The following is a 21,068-nucleotide window of genomic DNA, read 5'->3' as shown; positions in this document are numbered from 1 at the left end:
CCACTTTTAAAATATCCAACAAAAGAATAGAATATTTTTTATACAACTATATATAAATTTCATCTTATTCATTTTTATATATTTTAATTTGGGAAGGCTGCATGCCGCATGATAACGAAAAAGAATCACGTACCCTGATTCAGGAGGCTCTTCAAGATCCGCTTGTTCGTATTCCTGCGCCTCTAAAACCGGCCTACTATGCCCATCAAAAGAAGCTCACTTTAAAATACCTATTACAGGTCAATTTATTCGCACAGCTGGCATATGCCTCTTATACCCTCGCCGATATTCTGGTGCTGCATGATATTCTCAATTTGCTCATTTTGACCAAAATTAGCTATACCATTCTGATCGTACTGATCACGATCTGGATGTATCACTCTTACCGCAATTTACCTGTGTTTGATTTACTCTTACCTACCTCAATTATTGGCGCAAGTGCCATCTGGTTTTTTAATCTAAATCAGTCTGAAAGTGCTTATACCCTCATTTATCAATATGCCTCCTTGGTTTTTATTGTGTTGGCCAATTTATGTGTGCAGATCCGGTTCTGGCCGTCTTTGATTACTTCGAGTCTGATTACTTTGATGATTTACATCGGTGTATATTTCAATACTCGATCTGATCTGTACCAGATGTTTTTATTTTCCCTGATTTATCTACCAGTATTGACCTTCAGTCTATATATTAGCTGGAGCTCGACCTTAAAATCATGCATGGTATTCTTGCAGCATACCCTGAATCAATATAACCGGCAGGCCTTTGAAAATATGGCCCATACCGATTCCCTCACCGGCCTGAATAACCGTCGCTGTTTTGAATATCTCGCGCAACAACTGGTACAACAGAATTTTGATCAACCGGTACCTATGAATTTACTGGTATTTGATGTGGATCATTTTAAGCAGATTAATGATCGTTATGGTCATGATATCGGAGATCAGGTCTTACAGACGATTGCCCTGAGCACACGCAGTGAAATGCGACAGCATGATATTTTGGCACGCTATGGCGGTGAAGAATTTATTGCATTTTTACCCGAAACCTCTCTGGATGAAGCGCTAAAAGTTGCCGAGCGTTTAAGGCATAACATTGAAAATATTGTGATCGATCTAGACAGCCAGCATCGTTTCAGTTTTAGCATTTCGATTGGTGCTGCCATTCTGGAAAGCTGTGAAACAGATTTAATGACCCTGATTAAACAGGCCGATATTGCCTTATATCAGGCTAAAGCCAATGGACGGAATCGGGTTGAAGCTTATGATCCAGATCTGGAGCAAAGTTTAGCTGGGGAGCTGCAAAACTGGCAGGTTAAACCGGCTTAAATTACCCGTTAAAAATTATCTTCATCAAAACGATCTTGGTCGATTTTATAGATATGAAAACTACGTTCTATTTGTACACCTAAACCAAATTCAATCATTAAAGACGTCAGCTTATCGCCATCAATTAAAACAATACCGGATTTTCTTGCCGACTCAATGGCCTCTTTACTGAAACTTGACGTAGTAATGAATACACCCTTCTTAGCAACTTGATCGGCCAAAGCACCTTTAAACTGTTGAATGTCGGGACGACCAACAGTATCTTTCCAACGTTTCGCTTGGATGTAAATTTTATCTAGCCCTAATCGATCTTCACTAATTACACCATCAATTCCACCATCGTTGGTTTTACCAATCGCTTGAGCTGCATCTTGATGTGAACCGCCGTAGCCCATTGCCACCAGAAGATCGACAACCAGTCTTTCAAAAAATGAAGGAGATTTATCTTTTACCATCTGAAGCAAATCACTTTTCAAATCAGATTTTAATAATTCCGTTGTGTTCTGGATTGTTTCTTCTGGAGTCTGAGTTTCTTGGTAACTATTTAGGCTTTCAATAACTTGTAGATTCCCGATCCCAAACTCATCTTTATTTTTCTTTCCTAATTTAAAATCTGAAAATCCGTTGAACTGTGCTAAATATTCATTTGTTATAGCATCTAAACTTTTTAAATCAACCTGTCTACCCAAGCTACTAATCTCACAATATGCTCTCTTCGGTTGTTGAACTAAGCCCGCCTTAACTAAGTAGGTCTTTGCCCATGCCACTCTATCTTTAAATATATTTTTCCCGCTCGGAAGAATTTTATTTAAATCCTCTTCGTGTAAATTGGAACGTTCAGCTAGGATATTCGCAGCATCCGAAATTTTTATTGGCTCATTTAATTCTGATAATAATTTCATTAAAGGCAGCATTAATTGATCATAAGTAGGTAAAGGCATTTTTTAGCTTTTAAAGGTTTATTTTTATTCAGTATAAATCAAAAAAAGAGCGCCGAAGCGCTCTTTTTTATTAGGTTATATCTGATAAACCAGATACTGCCACGCGCATAGCGCTTGGCGTAATTTAGGCGGACAGCAGTGCTGTCCGAAACCCCTAAATTACTCCCATTCAATTGTTGCTGGTGGTTTAGACGATACGTCATACACAACACGAGAAACTTCAGCAATTTCATTCATGATACGGGTCGAGATCTTATCGACTAAATCATAAGGAAGATGCGCGAAACGAGCCGTCATAAAGTCCACGGTTTCTACCGCACGCAGTGCAATCACCCATGCATAACGACGGCCATCACCGACTACACCCACCGATTTTACTGGCTGGAATACTGCAAATGCTTGAGCAGTCTTGTCATACCAGCCGCTGGCACGCAGTTCCTGCATGAAAATGTCATCCGCAAGACGTAAAATGTCTGCATATTCTTTTTTCACTTCACCCAGGATACGCACACCAAGACCTGGGCCCGGGAATGGATGACGGTAGATCATGCTGTGTGGCAAGCCTAAAGTCGTACCCAATTTACGTACTTCATCTTTAAATAAGTCACGTAATGGTTCAACCAGTTCAAACGCTAGATCTGCTGGTAAACCACCCACATTATGGTGTGATTTAATCACATGCGCCTTACCCTGCTTGCTTGCAGCAGATTCAATCACGTCTGGATAAATCGTACCTTGTGCAAGGAATTTTACGCCATCTAATTTACGTGCTTCTTCAGCGAAGACAGCAATAAATTCACGGCCAATAATTTTACGTTTTGCTTCAGGATCAACTTCACCTGCAAGCGCAGTCAAGAAACGCTCTTCAGCATCAGCACGAATCACGCGGATACCCATGTTGTCAGCAAACATTTGCATCACTTGATCGCCTTCGTTCAAACGAAGCAAACCGTTGTCTACAAATACACAAGTTAGCTGATCACCGATCGCTTTATGCAACAGCGCTGCCACTACAGATGAATCCACACCACCAGAAAGTCCTAGTAATACTTTTTCATCACCAATCTGTTGGCGAAGCTGTTCTACACGTAGATCAATAATGTGTTCTGGCGTCCACAGACCGCGACAGCCACAAATTTGATGCACGAAGTTCGACAGTAATTCTGCACCTTTAGAAGTATGTGTCACTTCAGGATGGAACTGAATACCATAGAAACGGCGAGTTTCGTCAGAAACCATCGCAATTGGACAGCTTGGCGTCTGTGCAGTGATCTGGAAGCCTTCTGGAATACGGGCAACCTTGTCACCATGACTCATCCAGACATGCAGCTGGTTTTCACGGTCCTGTAAATTACCGATCAGCTTGTCACGTACAACAATATCTACTTCTGCATAGCCAAACTCATGCACAGTACCTGGCTCAACTTTACCGCCAAGTTGTTCGCACATGGTTTGCAGGCCATAACAAATACCCAATACCGGCACACCCAGCTCGAATACCACTTGCGGCGCACGCGGGCTGCCCTCAAGGTGAACGCTCTCAGGTCCACCAGACAAGATGATACCGTTTGGATTAAATGCACGAATGTCTTCTTCAGACATATCATAGGCATACATTTCAGAATATACACCAGCTTCACGGACACGACGTGCGATGAGCTGACTATATTGAGAACCGAAATCCAGAATCAGGATACGATCTTCAGTAATTTGAGTATTGGTAGTCATGACGAACAACTATGAAAGGCAAACGAAAGATAAGCGCCGTATTCTAACATTTTTCAGCGCATTAAGCACACAATTCGCATGAGGTATGCATTTAGTTGATTGCATTATATTTCTAGCACAACAAAGCATCCCTTCGGATGCCTTGTTTGATCTGTCATTTTTATATTTTTAAGCTCAAGATTTAATCCAATTAAGTCTATTTTTATAAAAATCTGAAGATAATATGTAAGAGAAATTTTGGCTCGATTGAAGATGAATGAAGCGTTAATTATTTTACTTTCTGGTACTGACTTTCATGCCCCGGGCTGTTAGGATTTGACCACACTTTTGCTTGTATTGGGCTCATGGAACTGATTGATTTTATCTTGCATGTTGATGATCACTTGCTTGAATTTATCACCAATTACGGGATCTGGATTTATGCCATTCTTTTCCTGATTATCTTTGTAGAAACAGGTCTGGTGGTGATGCCGTTCCTGCCTGGCGACAGCTTGCTATTTGCAGCAGGTGCACTGGCAGCCTCTACAGGTGCGATGGATCCATGGGTGCTGATTCTGCTCTTGTTTGTGGCGGCAGTATTGGGCGACACCCTAAATTACCATATTGGTAAATATATTGGTCCTCGGGTTTTCGAGATCGAATCGCGCTTTATCAATAAAAAACACTTATTGGCGACTCAGCAATTCTTTGCCAGACATGGTGGTAAGACCATTATTTTTGCGCGTTTTGTTCCTTTTGCCCGTACATTTGCACCCTTCGTCGCCGGTGCTGGCAGCATGAATTACAAATATTTCCTGACCTATAATGTGGTGGGTGCATTCGCCTGGATTGGCTCATTTGTCATTTTGGGCTATATGTTTGGCAATATGCCGATCGTCAAAGACAACTTCACCTATCTGATTTTTGGCATCATTATTTTAAGCGTATTGCCAGGTGTGATTGGCTTTATTCAACAAAAGCTCAAAAAAAGTAAAACAGCTTAAGAGCTTTTTACATTAAGATTTTTTTACAGCCTGTGCGTTTAATCCCAAAGCTTGATCAGGAGTGGGATCAGACAAAGCAGGACAAATAGAGCCGCGCCTTTATAAATAAGGCCGGCTTTTATTTTTTCAGATGGACTGGTCAAAATGGCTTGACCAAAGACCATCCAGAAAATCCCGACCGGAACGGTACTCAAGCTAAAGGCAGCAAAAACCAGAACGAAGTTGGTCGGGCTTTGCCAGGTTTCCATCGGTAAAATTCCAGAGGCCAACAATGCTGCTTTAGGATTTTTTAGGGTAGTTGTAAACATTTGCCAGGGGCGAATCTGCGGATGGGTCTTGCTGTAACGTTCTAACTGCTGAGCCTTATATAAATGCAAGGTCATCCAGCCCACACAGATGGTACTCAGCACGTAGACCAAGCCTTTAAAGTTTGGCCAGATCGGTGACGCCAGATGAATCAACAAGGCCCAGACATTAATGGCATAAAAATAACCGAGCAAAATGGCAGGAAGATAGAGACTGGTTTTGGCCTGCCCCTGCTGATGAGCAGAGCTGGCCACCAAGGCATTGGCGGGCCCTGGAACCATCAGCACAGCAATAAGTCCTAAAACAAATAACCAATTTTCAATCATCGCAATGAACTTTTCCGGGCCAAGGCTGTAGCTTAATCAATATGGGAGTGGGATAACAAGCTTATAAATTTCAGATTTATATACACTCTGGTCAATTTCCTGTGAGTTTTATCTTAATTTAAACCGCCCTATTCTTGGTGAAAGCAATAAAAAAATGCCGACCCGAAGTCAGCATTTATCCGTTTAATGTTGAATGATTTATTTAGGCGTCGCCTGCCGAACGATGATCGGACAGTTCTTATAACGCGCAGCCTGTACAATCGCTTCCTGCTCGCCTAAAAGCCGTGCCAGTTCAGTTCTTTTGGTATCAGATGACTGTCCCATATTAACTGAAACACTCGGGCCAATACCCCAACCACCGCGACTGCCCCAGCCACCGCCAAGACCAACGCCCACACCGACGCCAGTACGTTTCGGTGGCTCAACGCCATTGTCGATATACTGCTGAATACGGTTATATTCACCTTGTAGTTGCGAGCAACCCAAGGTCTGATAGAGGGTGGGCGACACATAAGTCGGTTTTACCGTCGTTGCACAGGCACTCAGTAATGCAAGTGCAGCAATACTCAGGGTTATTTTCACAAGTTTCATAGCTAACTCGATCTTAATTCTGCTCTATCTCATTGAACAACGATTGATAGGCCTGAGTCAATTTATGATCAGTAGCCAAATGAATCAAAGGCTGATTTTTCTGATGAGATTCTTTCATCAAGATTGATGGTGGCAACATACTATCAAGCACCGGTAAGCCTTCATCTTTGAGTTGTTGTACCACTTCACGCGGCAATTTGGCCTGTGCCTGAAACTGGTTGACGACAATGCCTTCAATTTCCAGCCCTTCATTATGATCATCTTGGGTTTCAATCACATTTTCAATCAGAGTCTGTAAGGCACGTTTAGAAAATACATCACAGTCGAAGGGAATCAGCACGCGGTTTGCCGCAATGAGTGCAGAAAGGGTAAAGAAATTAAACGCAGGTGGTGTATCAATAAACACCCGGTCATAATGTCCTGATAGCTGTTGTAAAGCATCTCTTAACTTGTAGATCTTGTGCTTGGACTCCAGTGCATGGGTCAATGCACCCAGCGTTGGACTGGCCGGAATAACATCCAGATGTTTAAAAGAGGATTGATGCACATAGCTTTCCAGGCCTTTACTTCGGCTTTTTAAGATCGAGCCAATGGCATTGCCGAGCAGGCCCTTGCTTTGCTGATTGCCGAGTACATCTTCAAAATAGTTTTCGATATTCGGTTCAAGTGCCGGCTTGTCGCTGGAATACGTCGCATCATCGCCTAACACATACTGGCTAGAATTGGCCTGCGGATCCAGGTCAATCAATAATGTTTTTAAGCCCTGATGTGCACTGATCGCTGCCAGATTGACAGTAATACTGGATTTGCCTACCCCACCCTTTTGATTAAATACCACACGTGTACGCATGTCCCCTCCTCACATTTTTAATTACTTTTACCACATTTGTATTTTTTAATTATTTGCATGGGCTGGCTGTGCTGATCATCACAGCCAGCTTACTTTTAGCCAAAATTCGGCTTGATCATCACCAAAGCCAGAATAGACACCAATGAAATCACAGCAATAACCAGGCCAGCACGACGCTGGGACAGCAAGATCGAATCATCTTTCTTATAGGCTTTGCCTAGAGAGGACACCAGTACCAAAAATAAAATAACTTTGGCATAGAACCAAGGCTGTACATCAAAGTCTTTGATGACGAGCGACACAATACCGGTCAGTGCAATCACCGTGATGGCTAAATGCTGTAAAGCGACTAGCGCTGTACGTGCCACCGGATTAGGTAAATTCCCTTGTGTACCGACAAACAAGGTCAAGGCACGGGCAAGAATGGCGACAATGGCCAGTCCTGCTGCCGACATATGAATAATCTTGACTAAAAGTTGGGTTTCCATCATGTCCTCTTAGTTTTTAGGTGAGTGTGCACAAGCAGGACTGGTCGTATCCTGACCTGCCCACTCTTCAGGCAAAAATGCATGAATAGCCAGTGCATGAATCTTGTCTTTTGACAGCAGATCACCTGCAGCAGCATAAACTTTCTGATGACGCTGGACTGGACGTAAACCGGCAAAAGCCTGACTCACAATCACGGTTTTAAAATGCGATTCTTTTCCCGGAAAATAACCGCCATGACCCGAAGATTCATTCACCACTTCCAAATGGGTTGGGGATAATTGCGCCAAACGGTCTTTCAGTTGTTGTTCTAAACTCATGGTCTGACTCCAATCTTCAAAAATATGGTCTCAGTATACCTTGTTCTGCCGAGTATTTCGGTAATCTGTTCAGATGCAATCCGTTGATTGTGGCGAAAATTTATTGATTTTTATATGAATATTGGTTATTTATTGTCTGGTCTACAGCATTTTGCTTTTATTTTATGCAATTGATGCAAGATTTTTAACAAAGGTGTTGACCACATTTTTGCATGCTGTATTATACACGGCATGCGGGAATAGCTCAGTTGGTAGAGCATAACCTTGCCAAGGTTGGGGTCGGGAGTTCGAGTCTCCTTTCCCGCTCAAAATTTTTTCATTTAGTTTTTTCATTTAAAAAACTTTATAGACTCCGCGGGAATAGCTCAGTTGGTAGAGCATAACCTTGCCAAGGTTGGGGTCGGGAGTTCGAGTCTCCTTTCCCGCTCCAGATTCAAAAAGCCCTCATCGAAAGATGGGGGCTTTTTTATTGTTGATTTTATTATATTTTTTGAAAATTCCCCTTCTTTTGTTATTCGATTAAATAAAAAATATTCTTAATGTAATTTGTATTTTGTGACCAAGATGTGACCATGGCGTGCCCACGACAATAAAAATGGTCTCAATTGACCTTAAATGTCCTCAATCGATCACCACTTTCAGAGCTTTTTTGAAGGCAAAAAATCACCCTGTTCTCTTCCAAACAAGGTGTTTTTTACCAAATGATCAATAATTTGTGACCATTTCACTTTTTGATGTGACCATTTGTGACCAAACTACTCACTAACAGGTTGTTCTTTATTATCTTTTTCAAAAACAAATAAATCTCCCACCTGTACATCTAAATAATCGCAAATACGATCGATAGTCTCCAAATCAATTCGAGTCAATTCGCCATTATAAAGCTTATGCAAAGTTGTTTTATTAATGCCTGTACCACGAATTAAGTCAGCTACACGCATTTTTCTTTCAGCCAACAATATTGGTAGCTTACAAATAACCATTAATTTTTCCTCTAATACAATGAAAATTTAATTGCATTTAATTAAATTTGAGGTTATTTTAGGTCTAAGGATGAAAAATTACTTACATCCGATGAATTACGCCAGGAATACAATTATGTCATATACCTATCTCACAGCCCAGCAACTGGCTGAAAAAATCCAGTACGACGCTCGTACCATTCGCAACCAGCTGAAGGACAGTGTCTTTATTGAAGGTGTTCACTACATCCGTCCTTTTGGTGGTCGAAAAATTCTTTTTGTTTGGGAACGCATTGAAACTGAAATGCTTAAATTCACCGGTTTAAGCATGGATGCCTTGCAATAAGGCTTAGGAGGTTTAACTGATGGCTACCATCCGGGAACGAAGTGGCAAACTGATTGCCGACTTTCGCTACATGGGCATTCGTTGTAGAGAGACAACTAATCTTGAAGACAATGCTTATAACCGACGCATTTTGAAAAAACGTCTCGAACAGCTTGAAGCTGAAATTACTTTGGGAACTTTTGAATACGAAAAGTACTTTCCAAAAAGTAACCGTGTTGAGGAGTTTAAGGAAAAAAGAAGTCAGCAAATTGCTGTACAGACCAAAGTTCCTCTTTTTAAAGAGTTTACTGAATTGTGGTTTAAGCAGAAACAAGTTGAGTGGAGAACCTCATACCAGCAAAAGGTTTCAATTGTGATCAAAAACTATTTGATTCCTGCTTTTGGTAATCAGGTTCTCTCGAAAATCAAGAAGTCAGACTTGCTGAACTTCCGTGCCTCTCTCGCCAAAGTGACACACGGAAAAGATCAAACAAGTCTGAAAGCATCGAGGATCAATCAAATCATGACGCCTTTACGTATGATACTCAATGATGCGGCTGAACGATACGAGTTTGAGTCGCCTTATAAAAATATTAACAATCTGAAGGAAAGCAAGATTGAAGTCACACCTTTTTCTCTGGAAGAGGTGCATAAAATTCTTACCACAGTGCGTGAAGACTTCCGCCCCTATTACACCATTCGCTTTTTTACGGGTATGCGTACCAGTGAAATCGATGGTCTGCAATGGAAAAATATCGACTTACAGCGTCGTGAAATCCATATCAGAGAAGCGTTAGTGAATGGTGTGCTTGGTGGAACCAAAACTTATGGTTCTGACCGCACGATCCAGATGAATGACCGCGTTTACCAAGCCTTTCTGCAGCAGAAAAGCTTAAATAATGGTAAATCAGAGTTTGTTTTCTGCAATCGTGATGGTGGACCTCTCGATTATCGTCTGGTGAATAAACGTGTCTGGCATCCGATCTTGCGCTTTCTAGGATTGAAGTCTAGAAGAGCCTATCAAACACGTCATACAGCAGCAACTCTTTGGCTGTCGGCAGGAGAAAATCCAGAATGGATCGCACGTCAATTGGGACATTCAACGACTGAAATGCTATTCCGGGTCTATAGCCGTTACATCCCCAATGTTACGCGCCGCGATGGCAGTGCATTTGAAGCCATGCTGGAAAAACTAAATACAGAGGAGCTTGCACATGAATAGTAAAGCTTTCTTTGGTGGTGTGGTCGTCAGCCCTGAAGCAGATATTGTCGCTCGTGAATTAATCCATGAGCTACACATTCCCAAACTGCACAATCTGGCCTTTTTGCTGGAAATCAATAAATGCTTCGATGATCACCAAGCATTAAGACTCTGGCTACAGCGAATGCTGGATGAAGGGCAAGCCCATTACGATGACTTGGCCCAACAGGCGCGCCTCCGGTTAATGAGTCTCGCTCACTAATAAAAAACATACAAGGTCATCCAATCGATGACCTTAGCCCCTCTATACCCATAAAAAGGTAAACCCATGCATAAAGATATTTCAATTTGGATGCCACTCTATATTGGCGATTTACAGGCAAAATTCGCACGAATGACCGCAGAACAAATCGGTGCAGCACTGCTGTTAATGATGGATTTCTGGAAAAATGGTGCCATTCCTCATGACCTAGCTACTGTATGTAGCATCACAAAATTATCGCAACATACTAAGGCTAAAACTTTGTTGAATACGCTAATAGCCTTGGAATTGTTTGAAATCGAGTCCGAACAGATTCATTCAAATTTTTTAACCAGTTTAAAAAGCCAGGCATTACAAAATCAGCAAATGAAATCTGATAAAGCTAAAAATGCAGCACAAGCACGCTGGAATAAATCCGCAAGTAATGCTCAAGCATCTAACAAGCAAATGCAAAAAAATGCTCAAGCATCCTCTGAGGATAGCTCAGGCATTGCTCCGACCAAGCTCAAGCAAAGCCCTTCATCTTCATCTTCATCTTCATCTTCATCTTCATCTTCATCTTCATCTTCATCTTCATCTTCAAATTTTGAAGAAAAAAATGAGAGTTTTTTAAAAAATTCAAAATGGATTTAGGAGAACAACCATGAACACCATGCTTAAAACGCTCCAAATTTGCGCAGAAGCAACAGAAACACTTTGCCCTACCCATCACCTACCCTTGATGGAAATTGCCGGTCACAGGCTCTGTAAATTGTGTGCCAAAGAAAAAGTCCATCACTCACATGCAGCCTATGAGAATGAACTGCAACAGCGATTGCTACAACAGAAAATTAAAAATTCAGGGCTCAGTAAACGTTACCTGGATCGTGGCTTCAGGAATTATGTAGTTGCATGTCCTGCACAAGACAATGCCGTCAAACTATGTCAGGCTTTTGCACAGCAGATTATTTCTGACCACAACCCGAACATGTTGATGATTGGTACACCAGGTACAGGTAAAACCCATCTGAGTGCATCAATCATTCGCAACATTATGCATAACAGTACAAAATCTGCACGCTACTATACCAGTGCAGAAATTGCTCAAAAAATGATGGACACCTGGTCAGATGCTTCACGCTCTGAAAAGGAAGTCATCGACCATTTCTCCAGTTTTGATTTATTAGTGATTGATGAATATGGCCTGCATGACCGGCATGAAAAACGTCTAGAAATGGTACATAAGGTTTTATATAGCCGTTATGACAGTATGAAGTCGACTCTGCTAATTTCCAATTTCACAGTCCAAAGTATGCAGCGGGATTTAGGTGTCCGATTATGGTCACGATTACATGAGAACAATTTGATTGTAGTGCCATGTTATTGGGATGATAAGCGTTTCAATAACGTTGATTAAATATCTTAAAAAGTTCAAATAAACCGCTTTTTTTATACCTTAGATTAGCATTTGAAGTGCAACACCATGTTGTTGCCATACTAACTGACTCGGACTTTTAAAGCCGAGTCTTTTTCTAGGACGCTGATTCAAACGTTGAGTGATTTGTGAGATATATTCATCTGTATAGATACTTAAATCACTGCCTTTTTTAATATATTGCATGATTAAGCCATTGGCATTCTCATTCGTGCCTCGTTCCCAGGCGCTATACGGATGATAATCCTCCCATAAATAACCGAAGTTAAAAGTAAAGGTTGAGCAGCATACTCATGCAGGCTGAATTCCTGGCCATTATCTGCGATAATCGTCTATAGCTGATCTTTGATCGGCTTAAGCAGGCTGATGATTGCTTGGCAAATTTCCTCAGCCTTTCGCGCGCTGCACTTCTTCAGCCATAAATAACCTGTATCGTGATCGACGATTGAAACCAAGGATTGTTGGTGATTTTACCAACAATCGTGTCTATTCCCAGGTCCCCAAAGCGAGTTCTCTGCTCAATCTCAGCAGATCTGTGGTGAATGCTTTTGCGGTTTGTCAGCTGACCACGATTCTCAATAGAGCCATATTTTTTCTTTCTTTGCTTTCTGGAATGGAGGTTGTGGAAGAGCACACCACCTTTGCTTTTATCCTGCTGTATAAACCTGTATATCTTTGTGCAACAGAGCCGAATCTAAGTAAACAATTAATTGCCATATACTTAATTATGAGAATATGGATTAATATCTATAAGTGAATGCCGTGTTTCACTTGGTTTAAATCTTGATAAGCTACCTATCGCGTCATTGAACTGAAAAAAGTCTAGCTGAGTACCAATTTCTTTGTTGAATAGTACATATATCTGTCAATATATACTACCTCTTCATACATAATGGAGGGTTATTTAACAACCAAATTATGAGAATTATGAGAAAAAATGAATATGAAATCTTTAAATAAAATCTTGCTTACATGTGTTCTAGTATCTCCAGTTACAGCTGTCTTTGCATATGATTCTCAAGAGGTAATTAACAGGGGGCATATGGAAACACAGCGTTTGGTAGAGCGACAAAGGCAGGATGCACAACGAGTTCAGGCGATTCAGGCTCAACGTAGAGATGAAAATCAGATGCGCGAAAGGGAAAATAAACGTCAAATGGAAAAATCAAGACAACAGGCTCTCAACCGCAAGCCAGTAACGGAAGCAGGAATGAAAAAAGGCTTAAAAGATCTTGGTGACTTGATTACTTCGGATCAAGCAAAAGATGTAATGACTTATATGAATAATTTAAAACCAGATCCTTATGAACAAATCCAAGAGGATCCTGTAAATATGGATGGTTTTTATTTCGATCCAAACCCACAGCGATAAACTCTTGGTCAGATACTTCAAGCTCTGAAAAATAATTAATCGACCAGTTTTTTAATTTTGACTTATTTGTGATTGATGAATATGGCCTGTGTGACCGGCATGAGAAACATTTTAAAATGATACATTAGGTTTTAGATAGCCGTTATAAAAACATGAAATCTACGCTGCTTATTTGCAATTTCACAGTTTAAAATATGTAGCGTAATTTAAATTTGGGGTTTTATTATGGTAGTAGCTATATGAAAAAAATTTGATGGTAATGCAGTATTGTTTAGATAATAATAATACGGCTTATTTAATTTAGTTCCTCGCCCTAAAGGGTTTCAGGCTATTTAATTCAAAATGAGTTGAGATAATCAGCTTTCATTCTCTTATAATTTTGATTTGATATACACATATTCAGAATCAAATGATATCAAGAATATCAAGTTGCTTTCCATTCCAATAATAGAGTAAATAAGATATGCATAAAGTTTTATTAATCTTAGCATCAACTTTTATATTAACTTCTTGTGCCAAAAAAGCAGATGACCCAGCTGTTCAGTTTGATGAAGATATTTACTCTAAAGTAGATACTAGTGATAGTAAACAAAATCCTAATTATCCCGAGCAACCTTTACCCAATACAGGTGACACAGATAACCCAGATTTAAATGGTATAGCACCTCTAGAAATTAAGGCTTCTTCTGGAGCTAATTATTGGATAAAAATTGATGAAGCAAATACAAATCAGCATGTAGTCAGCTATTTTATTCGATCTGGAGAAACCTTAAACGTTCAAATGCCTTTAGGAAGTTATAGTATTAAATATGCAACTGGTCAAAAATGGTATGGTCCAGAATATTTATTTGGGGATGATACAGCTTACTCAAAAGCAGATGATGTATTTCATTTTGAGTCAAATGGATATGAAACTAATGGCTATACTATAGAGTTAATTATGCAAGAAAATGGTAATTTACAGACTGAAAATATTGACAAAGGCCAATTCTAGATTTTTTTGACTCAATATTTTAATCTAGAATCTGTAATCAATTAACTTAAGAAAACCTAATTTTTTTAGCTTAGATAGGAATAAGCTTACTCGCATTAAAACTTTTGTGTTCTCAAAAATTTTTTTAATCGTTTTTAAATTAATAAAATTAATTAGGTTTGTTTTACTTTGCAAAAACTTGATAAACCGTGTATTCGATTTATCAAGTCACTTTAATACCTTTAAAATACTTTATAAAATAGGTAGAATTGAAGGAACCATATCCTGAATTGTCTTTCCATTACAAGTTTCACCTAATGCTGACATTTTCCATGCACCATTGTGACGATAAACTTTAGCAATAATTAAAGCCGTGTAATTACCTTTTGCTGAAAGATTATATTTTGCAATTTCAACATTCGTTGTAGCATCTACAACACGACAAAAAGCATTTTCAACTTTTTCAAAAGTTTGACCACGGAAACTACTGATTGTAAATACAATTGATTTAACTTGGGCAGGGACTTTAGTCAGATCTACATGAATTGATTCATCATCACCATCGCCATCACCGGTAAGATTGTCACCAGAATGTTTGATACTGCCATCCCGGCTCTGTAGTTGACCGAACCAAATACTATCTAAGGCTTTGTTATTCTCATCAAACATGATTGCAGAGGCATCAAGATCGATCGAATCACCACCACTAAACATGCCAAAAAGGCCACCTTTCTTTGCGACATCCCAACCTGCTCCAAGAAATATTTTAGTTAAAGATGAACCATCACCTTTCTCTAAAGAAATTTTTTGACCCTTTACTAAACTAATGCCCATTTATAATTTTCCTCAGTTTGAATTTGAATTGCTACGACCTAAAGCCGTAGCTAACCACTGTAAATAACTCGCACGATTACGTGAACATACAATGACTTTACCATGTCCACGGAACTTAATTACTAATCCTTCTCCACTCGTCAAGCTATTAACAATATTGCCAACAAAGCCACTACCTGAACTTGGAATGCCAATATTATAATTTAAGGATGCATCCCATGCCGCTACATGACCATTATCAATCGTTACTTCACCCTGCTCTGGTGTAATTTCTAGCTCAAGTAAAGTTCCACTGCCAGAAATACAAACTTTACCCTGCCCACTGGTTTCCATGACCACAAAACCTCCCGTGCCCCCAAACAATGCGCCGCCAATATTACTTTGGACTTTTGCTTTAATCATGGTATGTTCAGTCGCTGCAACAAAAGAGCCATCAGATAAAATATACTGTCGTTGACCAACCTCAAGAATCTGCATATCACCATCTAAATTCGGTGATAATAGACACTCTCCTGCCCCTTTAACGGCTTTAATTTGCTGTTGAAACAGAGACTCTCCAGAAGTGAATTTACGCATAAATGCTTGAAAAATTCCCCCACGTAATTTACCGCCAACTTCAAGATTCTGTTCAACCATCACCATGGCATCAGATTCACAATAGATTGCTTCACCTTGCTTCATACTGACATGTAAAAAGGGTTCTGGACTGCCTACAAGATTAAATTCTGCCATTACATTTACCTATCCTCTCACGATATTTTTATTTTTTGCTTCTGTTAACCATATCGGAAATTCTTGAAGTAAAAAGTCATAGAGCATTGATTCAGAAATACTTTCAATATTATCTATTTTAAAGAAATTACAATTGTCGACCACTCGCCCCTCCATGATATCTAATTTCTCTAATACACCGTAATTTCTGCCGCCTATACCTACAAATTGCCAAAATATGGGTTGTGATGATGCCTCTTGTAAAATCTTTTTAATTTTTCTAGCTTCAGACACACCGCCATCAGAAATAAATACAATATAGACAGGTACGTTTGATGGACTTTCTTTAATGAAATAATGCAATACTTCTTCAAGAACGGCAGGCTCATTATTATAGCCAGCTCCCGCATTCCATTTTTTATAGCCTCCTTGTTCTGAAGCTATATAGTTATTTAAATTCTCAAGATTCACATCATTTAAATGAAGGGCTTTTTCTGCAAATGCCCAACACTCAAAGCTACCATCGTCATCAAAATTCAAAGCCAAGGGTATAATTCGGTCTAGAAGGTGTTGTACATCACCCGATTTATATTGTTGGCTCATTGAACCTGAATAATCTAACACCAGTGCTACTCGTGCTTTAATATTCAATAAATTACTTTTTTCTAAGCTTATCAGCGACTTTTTAGTTAAATCTAATAAATGTGGTGCTGCCTGCTCAATTTTATCTAAAATCACTTTTTTCTTTAAATCAAGCTTGGAGAGCGTTGGCATAGGTGGAGCAAGGTCTTCTGCAACCTCAGCACCAAAATGTCGAACCAAAGCATTTAAGCCACTATTAAAGCCTTGTCCAATCGCTGCCAAGCACCATAAATCATTTTTAAAATAAACCTCGACCAACATCGCTGCTTTTTCTTGACTGAAATAGCTGGGGCTTAATGCATACGTTGCCACTACCTGTCCAGATGAGTTAAGCAATTCGATTTGAATCGCTTTCACGTCTCTTAAATTTTTTTGCTGATCACTGACCGCAGCACACAGTATAAATCGTGGCGTCTGTGCATGATTAATGTGCTTTAAATTGAAGTGAAAAAGATGCGCATTACGTTGTTGTTGATAGCGTACTTCTGCGGCAGGTGTCTGAGGCTGATTATAAAAAGTCATATAATCATCATTAAAAAGTGTATCGCCTACGCCTAAGCCAAAGCTTGAAACATCGATCTCAAATGTGGCGTTCATTTGAATCCGTAAAGTAAAGACATCACTTGTCTGAATAATTTGATTCAATGCTATTTTTTGACCAGAAATCAAGTGCATTTTTATTCTCTATTGTAGTACTTGAAAGTAATCCTATATCTATCACTTTCAAGTACTAAAAGATCGCTCTTTTAGTACTTGTGTTACAACTAGCTGCTTAAACAGCAACACCATAACTAGCTGCTAAAGCACCTAAACCACCACTAAAGCCTTGACCTACTGCTTTGAATTTCCACTCACCACTGTGACGATATAATTCACCAAAAATCATTGCAACTTCAGTGCTACCATCTTCAGATAGGTCAAAACGAGCTAACTCTTCTGCATTAGCATCTTGGTTAATCACACGTATATATGCTTTATCAACCATACCGAAGTTTTGACTATTTTGCTGACCTTCATGAATAGTTACCGCAAATACAATTTTTGCCACTTCTTGAGGAACTTTAGACAAGTCTACTGAAATAGTTTCATCATCGCCATCGCCATCACCAGTACGGTTATCACCATTATGAGTCACTGAACCACATGGTGAAACTTTCTGATTAAAGAAAATAAATTCGCCGTCTAAACGAACTTTACCATCTTCACCCGTTAAGAAAGCAACAGCATCTAAATCGAATGCTTTACCATCCGTTGTACGAGGATTCCAACCTAAGCCTAAGTCGACTTTATTCATAGTTGGTGCAGTTTTAGACAGGTTGATATTCCCGCCTTTTGATAAATTAATCGCCATTTTTTATTTCCTTATTAAATATAACTTATGAAGCATTTTGCTTTTTACTGTACGCAATTGATGAGAATACAGCCCATACAATAAATGCTACACCTATTAATCCGGTAATGACTTCAGGGACATGTAACCCTGTACCACTCACAAGCATAATAAAGGCCAACGCACCAATTGCATAATGTGCACCATGCTCTAGGTATACATAGGCATCCAATGTGCCTTTTTCAACTAAATAAATAGTCATAGAGCGCACAAACATCGCACCAATGGCCAAACCAAGCATAATAATAACTACATCGCTGGTAATTGCGAAAGCGCCGATCACGCCGTCAAAACTAAAAGATGCATCTAATACTTCTAAGTATAAGAAACCACCGATACCACCTTTAACGATTGTACCTGTTGCTGAAGCACTGCTTGAGTTTTCAGATTCATCATCTTTGCTACTGCCTTCTAACAGATGCCCTAGTACCTTAACACCGACATAAACTACGATACCCCAGATACCAGCCATTACCACTACAAGACGGGATTCATCAGGCATATAGCTTGCCAAAATCAGTAGAATGACCAAGGATAGAAATACTGAAATAGCTTGGATATTCCCTAAATCAGCTAATTTTGATTCAAGCCAATGGAACCAATGTGTATCCTTTTCATCATCAAATAAGAAATTTAAGAACACTAATAATAAGAACATACCGCCAAATGCAGCAATCTCTGCATGATGTGCCATTAGCTTAGCTGAATAGGTTGCAGGATCATTCAGAGCAAGTTTAGCAACCTCTACCATGCTCATATCAGCTGTTACACCTACAATAAGTAGAGGAAATACCAAACGCATACCAAATACTGCCACCAATATGCCGACAGTTAAAAAAAGCGTACGCCAAAACTGATCCCAATGTTTCAATACAGAAGCATTGACAACAGCATTATCAAAAGATAATGAAACCTCCATCACAGCTAGAATAGAAGTAATAGCCAAGACTTTAAACATGGCCATCAGGCCAGCTTCAGGACCATGTGTGAAGCCCCAATATGCTGAAATAGCCAAGCATATGATGGTAAAAATTATCGAAAAACGGAAATGTTTCATTTTTTACCTAATAAACAAAGTTTAAATACTGATGCCATATTGGCTACACATAGCGCGTAGACCGCCATTATAACCTTGCCCTACGGCTCTAAACTTCCATTCACTATTATGACGATACAGTTCACCGAAAATCATCGCTGTTTCAGTAGAATAATCTTCATTTAAATCAAAGCGGACAATTTCGACATTGGTCTGGTCATTGACTACACGAATAAAAGCATTTTGCACTTGACCAAAATTTTGCCCACGGCTTTCAGCATCATGAATAGTCACAGTAATGGCAATTTTTTGCACATCAGCAGGAACTTTCGCCAAATTAATTTTAACCGCTTCATCATCGCCATCACCCTCACCGGTACGATTGTCTCCGGTATGTTCGACAGAACCTTCTGGTGAACGGGTTTGGTTATAAAAAATAAAATCAGTTTCACCACGAACTTTATCATTTGTAGCCAATAAAAATGCAGAAGCATCCAAGTCAAAATCTGCACCATCGGTTGCTCGCGCATCCCAACCTAAACCAATCAAAACTTGGTTAAGCGATGGATCTGTTTTACTTAAAGATAGATTTCCACCTTTGTTTAATGAAATAGCCATAATTTTCTCTCTTCTTTATTACATGTAAATTAAATTGATACTGTTAATCTTTTGAGCCTTGGGTCCAGCGGAAACCAAAGCGATAAAACTTATCTAAAAATTGTTGGTCTTTAAAATAACGAACTTCTCGATTGGCTTGAATAGCACCATTCACATTTTTTAATTCTATGATTGCACAGGTTGTTAATTGATTACCATCGGTTAAGCGCACTTCAATTTCTGGTTGATCAGGAATACGAATCGTAACCACCCCATCTGTTGCAGTCCACTGTGCTGCACCGTCATAAATATACGTGTAAATCACAATACGTTCAATGCGATCCCATTGAGTGCCGTTAATGTGTAAGTTTTCTCCATTTAGCGATGCTCCGGTGCGATCATCTGCGTCTAATTTCATATAGGGAGCGCGATCAAAATTACCAAATCGGTTACCAAGCGGTTGCACTAAATCAATGCCGCCATCTTTAAGCTGTATCATCGCCCCCAAATCCAAGTCGATTGAACTGGAGCGAGTTAATTTTTGAAAAAAAGATTCGGATTTAGGTATAGATTTATTCCAGTTTAAATTGACTGAAATTTTTCCAAAGGCTGAACCTTTCTTACTAAGATTAATTGTCGAGTTATTTTTATCTAACTTGATCTTGGATAAATTTATATTTGATTTTGTTGGCGTTGGCGTTGGCGTTGGCGTTGGCGTTGGCGAAGTATGCGTTGTAGTCTCATCAATCACCACACCAAAGTTTTCGGCCAAAGGTTTCAGTCCGCCATTAAAGCCTTGATCAATAAATCTAAATTTCCACTTATCATTATGTTTATACACTTCTGCCAAAATTAATGCTTTTTCTGTTTTAGACTGAGTCTGAATCAATGCATTAGCGATAGGTTGATTACCGGATAAAAGTTCAATATGAATAGGAGTGATTCGACTAAAATTATTGGGTTCATTAATTGTTGCACATAAAGTAACCTTTTGAATTTGTGGATCTAGTAATGCTGTATTAATCTTAAATTTCGTTAAATATGGATTATTAGAATTAGATTGAGTCAGTACTACACTTTGATTCAAGGTTTGAGTTTGTCCATAGAAGATCATGTCCTGATCGCCACGCACTTTTTGCGTACTTTGTGCTAAAAGATATGCAGTACAATCAACCTCTACTTGATTTGGAATACTGGTTTTTATTAATATCTCCACCACTTCAGATGCTAAAGCAATGTTTCCACCTGCAATAAGTTGCATACTACCCTCTTACAATATTGTAATATTTCATTTAACTAATTAAGTATATGAGTATAAAAAAATATCTTAAAAATTATTTTATTCGTCCTATATCGTTTTAACATAGACGGATTCACGCGGCAAGTATAGCAATATAAAAACCCGCCACCACGTCAGTGGGTTGATATCAACCCAGTGACTTTCTAGAACAATTTTTCAATTTATTACATGAAAAATTTTATATACTCCATGT

Annotated in this window: 25 protein-coding genes and 2 tRNA genes; 11 read left to right on the top strand and 16 right to left on the bottom strand. The window is 39.3% G+C overall.

Features of this window, described 5'->3' with window-relative positions; all coding sequences use genetic code 11:
• Positions 1 to 101: 101 nt before the first annotated feature.
• Positions 102 to 1,325, top strand: a complete 1,224-nt coding sequence (locus tag Q9R21_RS08260) for a GGDEF domain-containing protein (RefSeq protein WP_311204135.1) — start codon at positions 102 to 104, stop codon at positions 1,323 to 1,325.
• An 8-nt stretch (positions 1,326 to 1,333) separates the two neighbouring features.
• On the opposite strand, the gene Q9R21_RS08255 is transcribed toward Q9R21_RS08260, so the two are convergent.
• Positions 1,334 to 2,266, bottom strand: coding sequence for a restriction endonuclease (locus Q9R21_RS08255; protein WP_004280964.1), 933 nt, complete (start codon positions 2,264 to 2,266; stop codon positions 1,334 to 1,336).
• A gap of 159 nt (positions 2,267 to 2,425) precedes the next feature.
• The gene (gene guaA, locus Q9R21_RS08250) at positions 2,426 to 3,994 is read right to left on the bottom strand and encodes a glutamine-hydrolyzing GMP synthase (protein ID WP_005245345.1); all 1,569 of its coding nucleotides are present in this window, start codon (positions 3,992 to 3,994) and stop codon (positions 2,426 to 2,428) included.
• A 344-nt stretch (positions 3,995 to 4,338) separates the two neighbouring features.
• Between guaA and Q9R21_RS08245 the strand changes: the two genes are divergently transcribed.
• The gene (locus tag Q9R21_RS08245) at positions 4,339 to 4,977 is read left to right on the top strand and encodes a DedA family protein (RefSeq protein WP_311204134.1); all 639 of its coding nucleotides are present in this window, start codon (positions 4,339 to 4,341) and stop codon (positions 4,975 to 4,977) included.
• 38 nt (positions 4,978 to 5,015) lie between these two features.
• Here Q9R21_RS08245 and Q9R21_RS08240 read toward each other — a convergent pair whose 3' ends face one another.
• The 5 genes from Q9R21_RS08240 to Q9R21_RS08220 form a co-directional block, all read right to left on the bottom strand.
• Complete coding sequence (locus Q9R21_RS08240) at positions 5,016 to 5,609, bottom strand: threonine transporter RhtB (RefSeq protein ID WP_311204133.1); 594 nt, start codon at positions 5,607 to 5,609, stop codon at positions 5,016 to 5,018.
• A gap of 198 nt (positions 5,610 to 5,807) precedes the next feature.
• Positions 5,808 to 6,200, bottom strand: coding sequence for a hypothetical protein (locus tag Q9R21_RS08235; RefSeq protein WP_311204132.1), 393 nt, complete (start codon positions 6,198 to 6,200; stop codon positions 5,808 to 5,810).
• 13 nt (positions 6,201 to 6,213) lie between these two features.
• Positions 6,214 to 7,050 carry a ParA family protein gene (locus Q9R21_RS08230; RefSeq protein WP_005264624.1) on the bottom strand — a complete coding sequence of 279 codons (837 nt, stop codon included), beginning with the start codon at positions 7,048 to 7,050 and terminating at the stop codon, positions 6,214 to 6,216.
• Between the two features lie 95 nt (positions 7,051 to 7,145).
• On the bottom strand, positions 7,146 to 7,538 hold the full coding sequence (locus tag Q9R21_RS08225) for a SirB2 family protein (RefSeq protein WP_005264623.1): 393 nt from the start codon (positions 7,536 to 7,538) through the stop codon (positions 7,146 to 7,148).
• Between the two features lie 9 nt (positions 7,539 to 7,547).
• On the bottom strand, positions 7,548 to 7,856 hold the full coding sequence (locus tag Q9R21_RS08220; protein ID WP_311204131.1) for a BolA family protein: 309 nt from the start codon (positions 7,854 to 7,856) through the stop codon (positions 7,548 to 7,550).
• Positions 7,857 to 8,089: 233 nt separating this feature from the next.
• On the opposite strand from Q9R21_RS08220, the gene Q9R21_RS08215 reads away from it, so the two are divergent.
• Together Q9R21_RS08215 and Q9R21_RS08210 are read left to right on the top strand one after the other, a co-directional pair.
• Positions 8,090 to 8,162 (top strand) — tRNA-Gly (locus Q9R21_RS08215).
• 48 nt (positions 8,163 to 8,210) lie between these two features.
• Positions 8,211 to 8,286 (top strand) — tRNA-Gly (locus tag Q9R21_RS08210).
• A 325-nt stretch (positions 8,287 to 8,611) separates the two neighbouring features.
• Here the strand turns inward: Q9R21_RS08210 and Q9R21_RS08205 are convergent.
• Entirely contained in the window at positions 8,612 to 8,839 is a 228-nt protein-coding gene (locus Q9R21_RS08205) for a helix-turn-helix transcriptional regulator (RefSeq protein ID WP_017482406.1), read from the bottom strand.
• Positions 8,840 to 8,954: 115 nt separating this feature from the next.
• Here Q9R21_RS08205 and Q9R21_RS08200 point away from each other — a divergent pair, with 115 nt between their 5' ends.
• The 5 genes from Q9R21_RS08200 (at position 8,955) to Q9R21_RS08180 (ending at position 12,002) form a co-directional block, all read left to right on the top strand.
• Positions 8,955 to 9,164: a hypothetical protein gene (locus Q9R21_RS08200; protein ID WP_000122748.1), complete on the top strand. Its 210-nt coding sequence runs from the start codon at positions 8,955 to 8,957 to the stop codon at positions 9,162 to 9,164.
• Between the two features lie 19 nt (positions 9,165 to 9,183).
• Positions 9,184 to 10,365: a site-specific integrase gene (locus Q9R21_RS08195; protein ID WP_005094618.1), complete on the top strand. Its 1,182-nt coding sequence runs from the start codon at positions 9,184 to 9,186 to the stop codon at positions 10,363 to 10,365.
• Positions 10,358 to 10,606: a hypothetical protein gene (locus Q9R21_RS08190; protein WP_114392537.1), complete on the top strand. Its 249-nt coding sequence runs from the start codon at positions 10,358 to 10,360 to the stop codon at positions 10,604 to 10,606. The genes Q9R21_RS08195 and Q9R21_RS08190 overlap by 8 nt, the downstream gene beginning before the upstream one ends.
• A gap of 66 nt (positions 10,607 to 10,672) precedes the next feature.
• Complete coding sequence (locus tag Q9R21_RS08185; protein ID WP_311204130.1) at positions 10,673 to 11,239, top strand: DUF1376 domain-containing protein; 567 nt, start codon at positions 10,673 to 10,675, stop codon at positions 11,237 to 11,239.
• 10 nt (positions 11,240 to 11,249) lie between these two features.
• A complete protein-coding gene (locus Q9R21_RS08180; protein ID WP_311204129.1) occupies positions 11,250 to 12,002 on the top strand; it encodes an ATP-binding protein in 753 nt (250 codons plus the stop codon).
• 39 nt (positions 12,003 to 12,041) lie between these two features.
• Here Q9R21_RS08180 and Q9R21_RS08175 read toward each other — a convergent pair whose 3' ends face one another.
• Positions 12,042 to 12,206 (bottom strand): hypothetical protein, encoded by a 165-nt coding sequence (locus Q9R21_RS08175; protein ID WP_311204128.1) that lies wholly within the window; start codon positions 12,204 to 12,206, stop codon positions 12,042 to 12,044.
• A 751-nt stretch (positions 12,207 to 12,957) separates the two neighbouring features.
• Here Q9R21_RS08175 and Q9R21_RS08170 point away from each other — a divergent pair.
• On the top strand, positions 12,958 to 13,392 hold the full coding sequence (locus Q9R21_RS08170; RefSeq protein ID WP_114392545.1) for a hypothetical protein: 435 nt from the start codon (positions 12,958 to 12,960) through the stop codon (positions 13,390 to 13,392).
• Between the two features lie 463 nt (positions 13,393 to 13,855).
• A complete protein-coding gene (locus Q9R21_RS08165; RefSeq protein ID WP_311204127.1) occupies positions 13,856 to 14,386 on the top strand; it encodes a hypothetical protein in 531 nt (176 codons plus the stop codon).
• Between the two features lie 231 nt (positions 14,387 to 14,617).
• Here the strand turns inward: Q9R21_RS08165 and Q9R21_RS08160 are convergent, their stop codons facing one another.
• The 7 genes from Q9R21_RS08160 to Q9R21_RS08130 form a co-directional block, all read right to left on the bottom strand.
• The gene (locus Q9R21_RS08160) at positions 14,618 to 15,199 is read right to left on the bottom strand and encodes a TerD family protein (RefSeq protein ID WP_311204126.1); all 582 of its coding nucleotides are present in this window, start codon (positions 15,197 to 15,199) and stop codon (positions 14,618 to 14,620) included.
• 12 nt (positions 15,200 to 15,211) lie between these two features.
• Positions 15,212 to 15,931: a TIGR00266 family protein gene (locus tag Q9R21_RS08155; RefSeq protein ID WP_104795322.1), complete on the bottom strand. Its 720-nt coding sequence runs from the start codon at positions 15,929 to 15,931 to the stop codon at positions 15,212 to 15,214.
• Positions 15,932 to 15,940: 9 nt separating this feature from the next.
• Positions 15,941 to 17,227, bottom strand: a complete 1,287-nt coding sequence (locus Q9R21_RS08150; RefSeq protein ID WP_311204125.1) for a VWA domain-containing protein — start codon at positions 17,225 to 17,227, stop codon at positions 15,941 to 15,943.
• Positions 17,228 to 17,324: 97 nt separating this feature from the next.
• Complete coding sequence (locus Q9R21_RS08145) at positions 17,325 to 17,903, bottom strand: TerD family protein (RefSeq protein WP_311204124.1); 579 nt, start codon at positions 17,901 to 17,903, stop codon at positions 17,325 to 17,327.
• Between the two features lie 25 nt (positions 17,904 to 17,928).
• Positions 17,929 to 18,999 (bottom strand): DUF475 domain-containing protein, encoded by a 1,071-nt coding sequence (locus Q9R21_RS08140; RefSeq protein ID WP_311204123.1) that lies wholly within the window; start codon positions 18,997 to 18,999, stop codon positions 17,929 to 17,931.
• 21 nt (positions 19,000 to 19,020) lie between these two features.
• Positions 19,021 to 19,596, bottom strand: a complete 576-nt coding sequence (locus tag Q9R21_RS08135) for a TerD family protein (protein WP_311204122.1) — start codon at positions 19,594 to 19,596, stop codon at positions 19,021 to 19,023.
• A gap of 43 nt (positions 19,597 to 19,639) precedes the next feature.
• Positions 19,640 to 20,836, bottom strand: coding sequence for a TerD family protein (locus Q9R21_RS08130; RefSeq protein WP_311204121.1), 1,197 nt, complete (start codon positions 20,834 to 20,836; stop codon positions 19,640 to 19,642).
• Between the last annotated feature and the right edge of the window lie 232 nt (positions 20,837 to 21,068).

Origin of the sequence: Acinetobacter sp. RG5, assembly GCF_031844265.1 — a bacterium.
In the GTDB taxonomy this organism is placed as follows: Bacteria; Pseudomonadota; Gammaproteobacteria; order Pseudomonadales; family Moraxellaceae; genus Acinetobacter.
The sequence above is the reverse complement of the archived record's forward strand: the minus strand, read 5'-3'. Positions and strand labels throughout refer to the sequence as shown.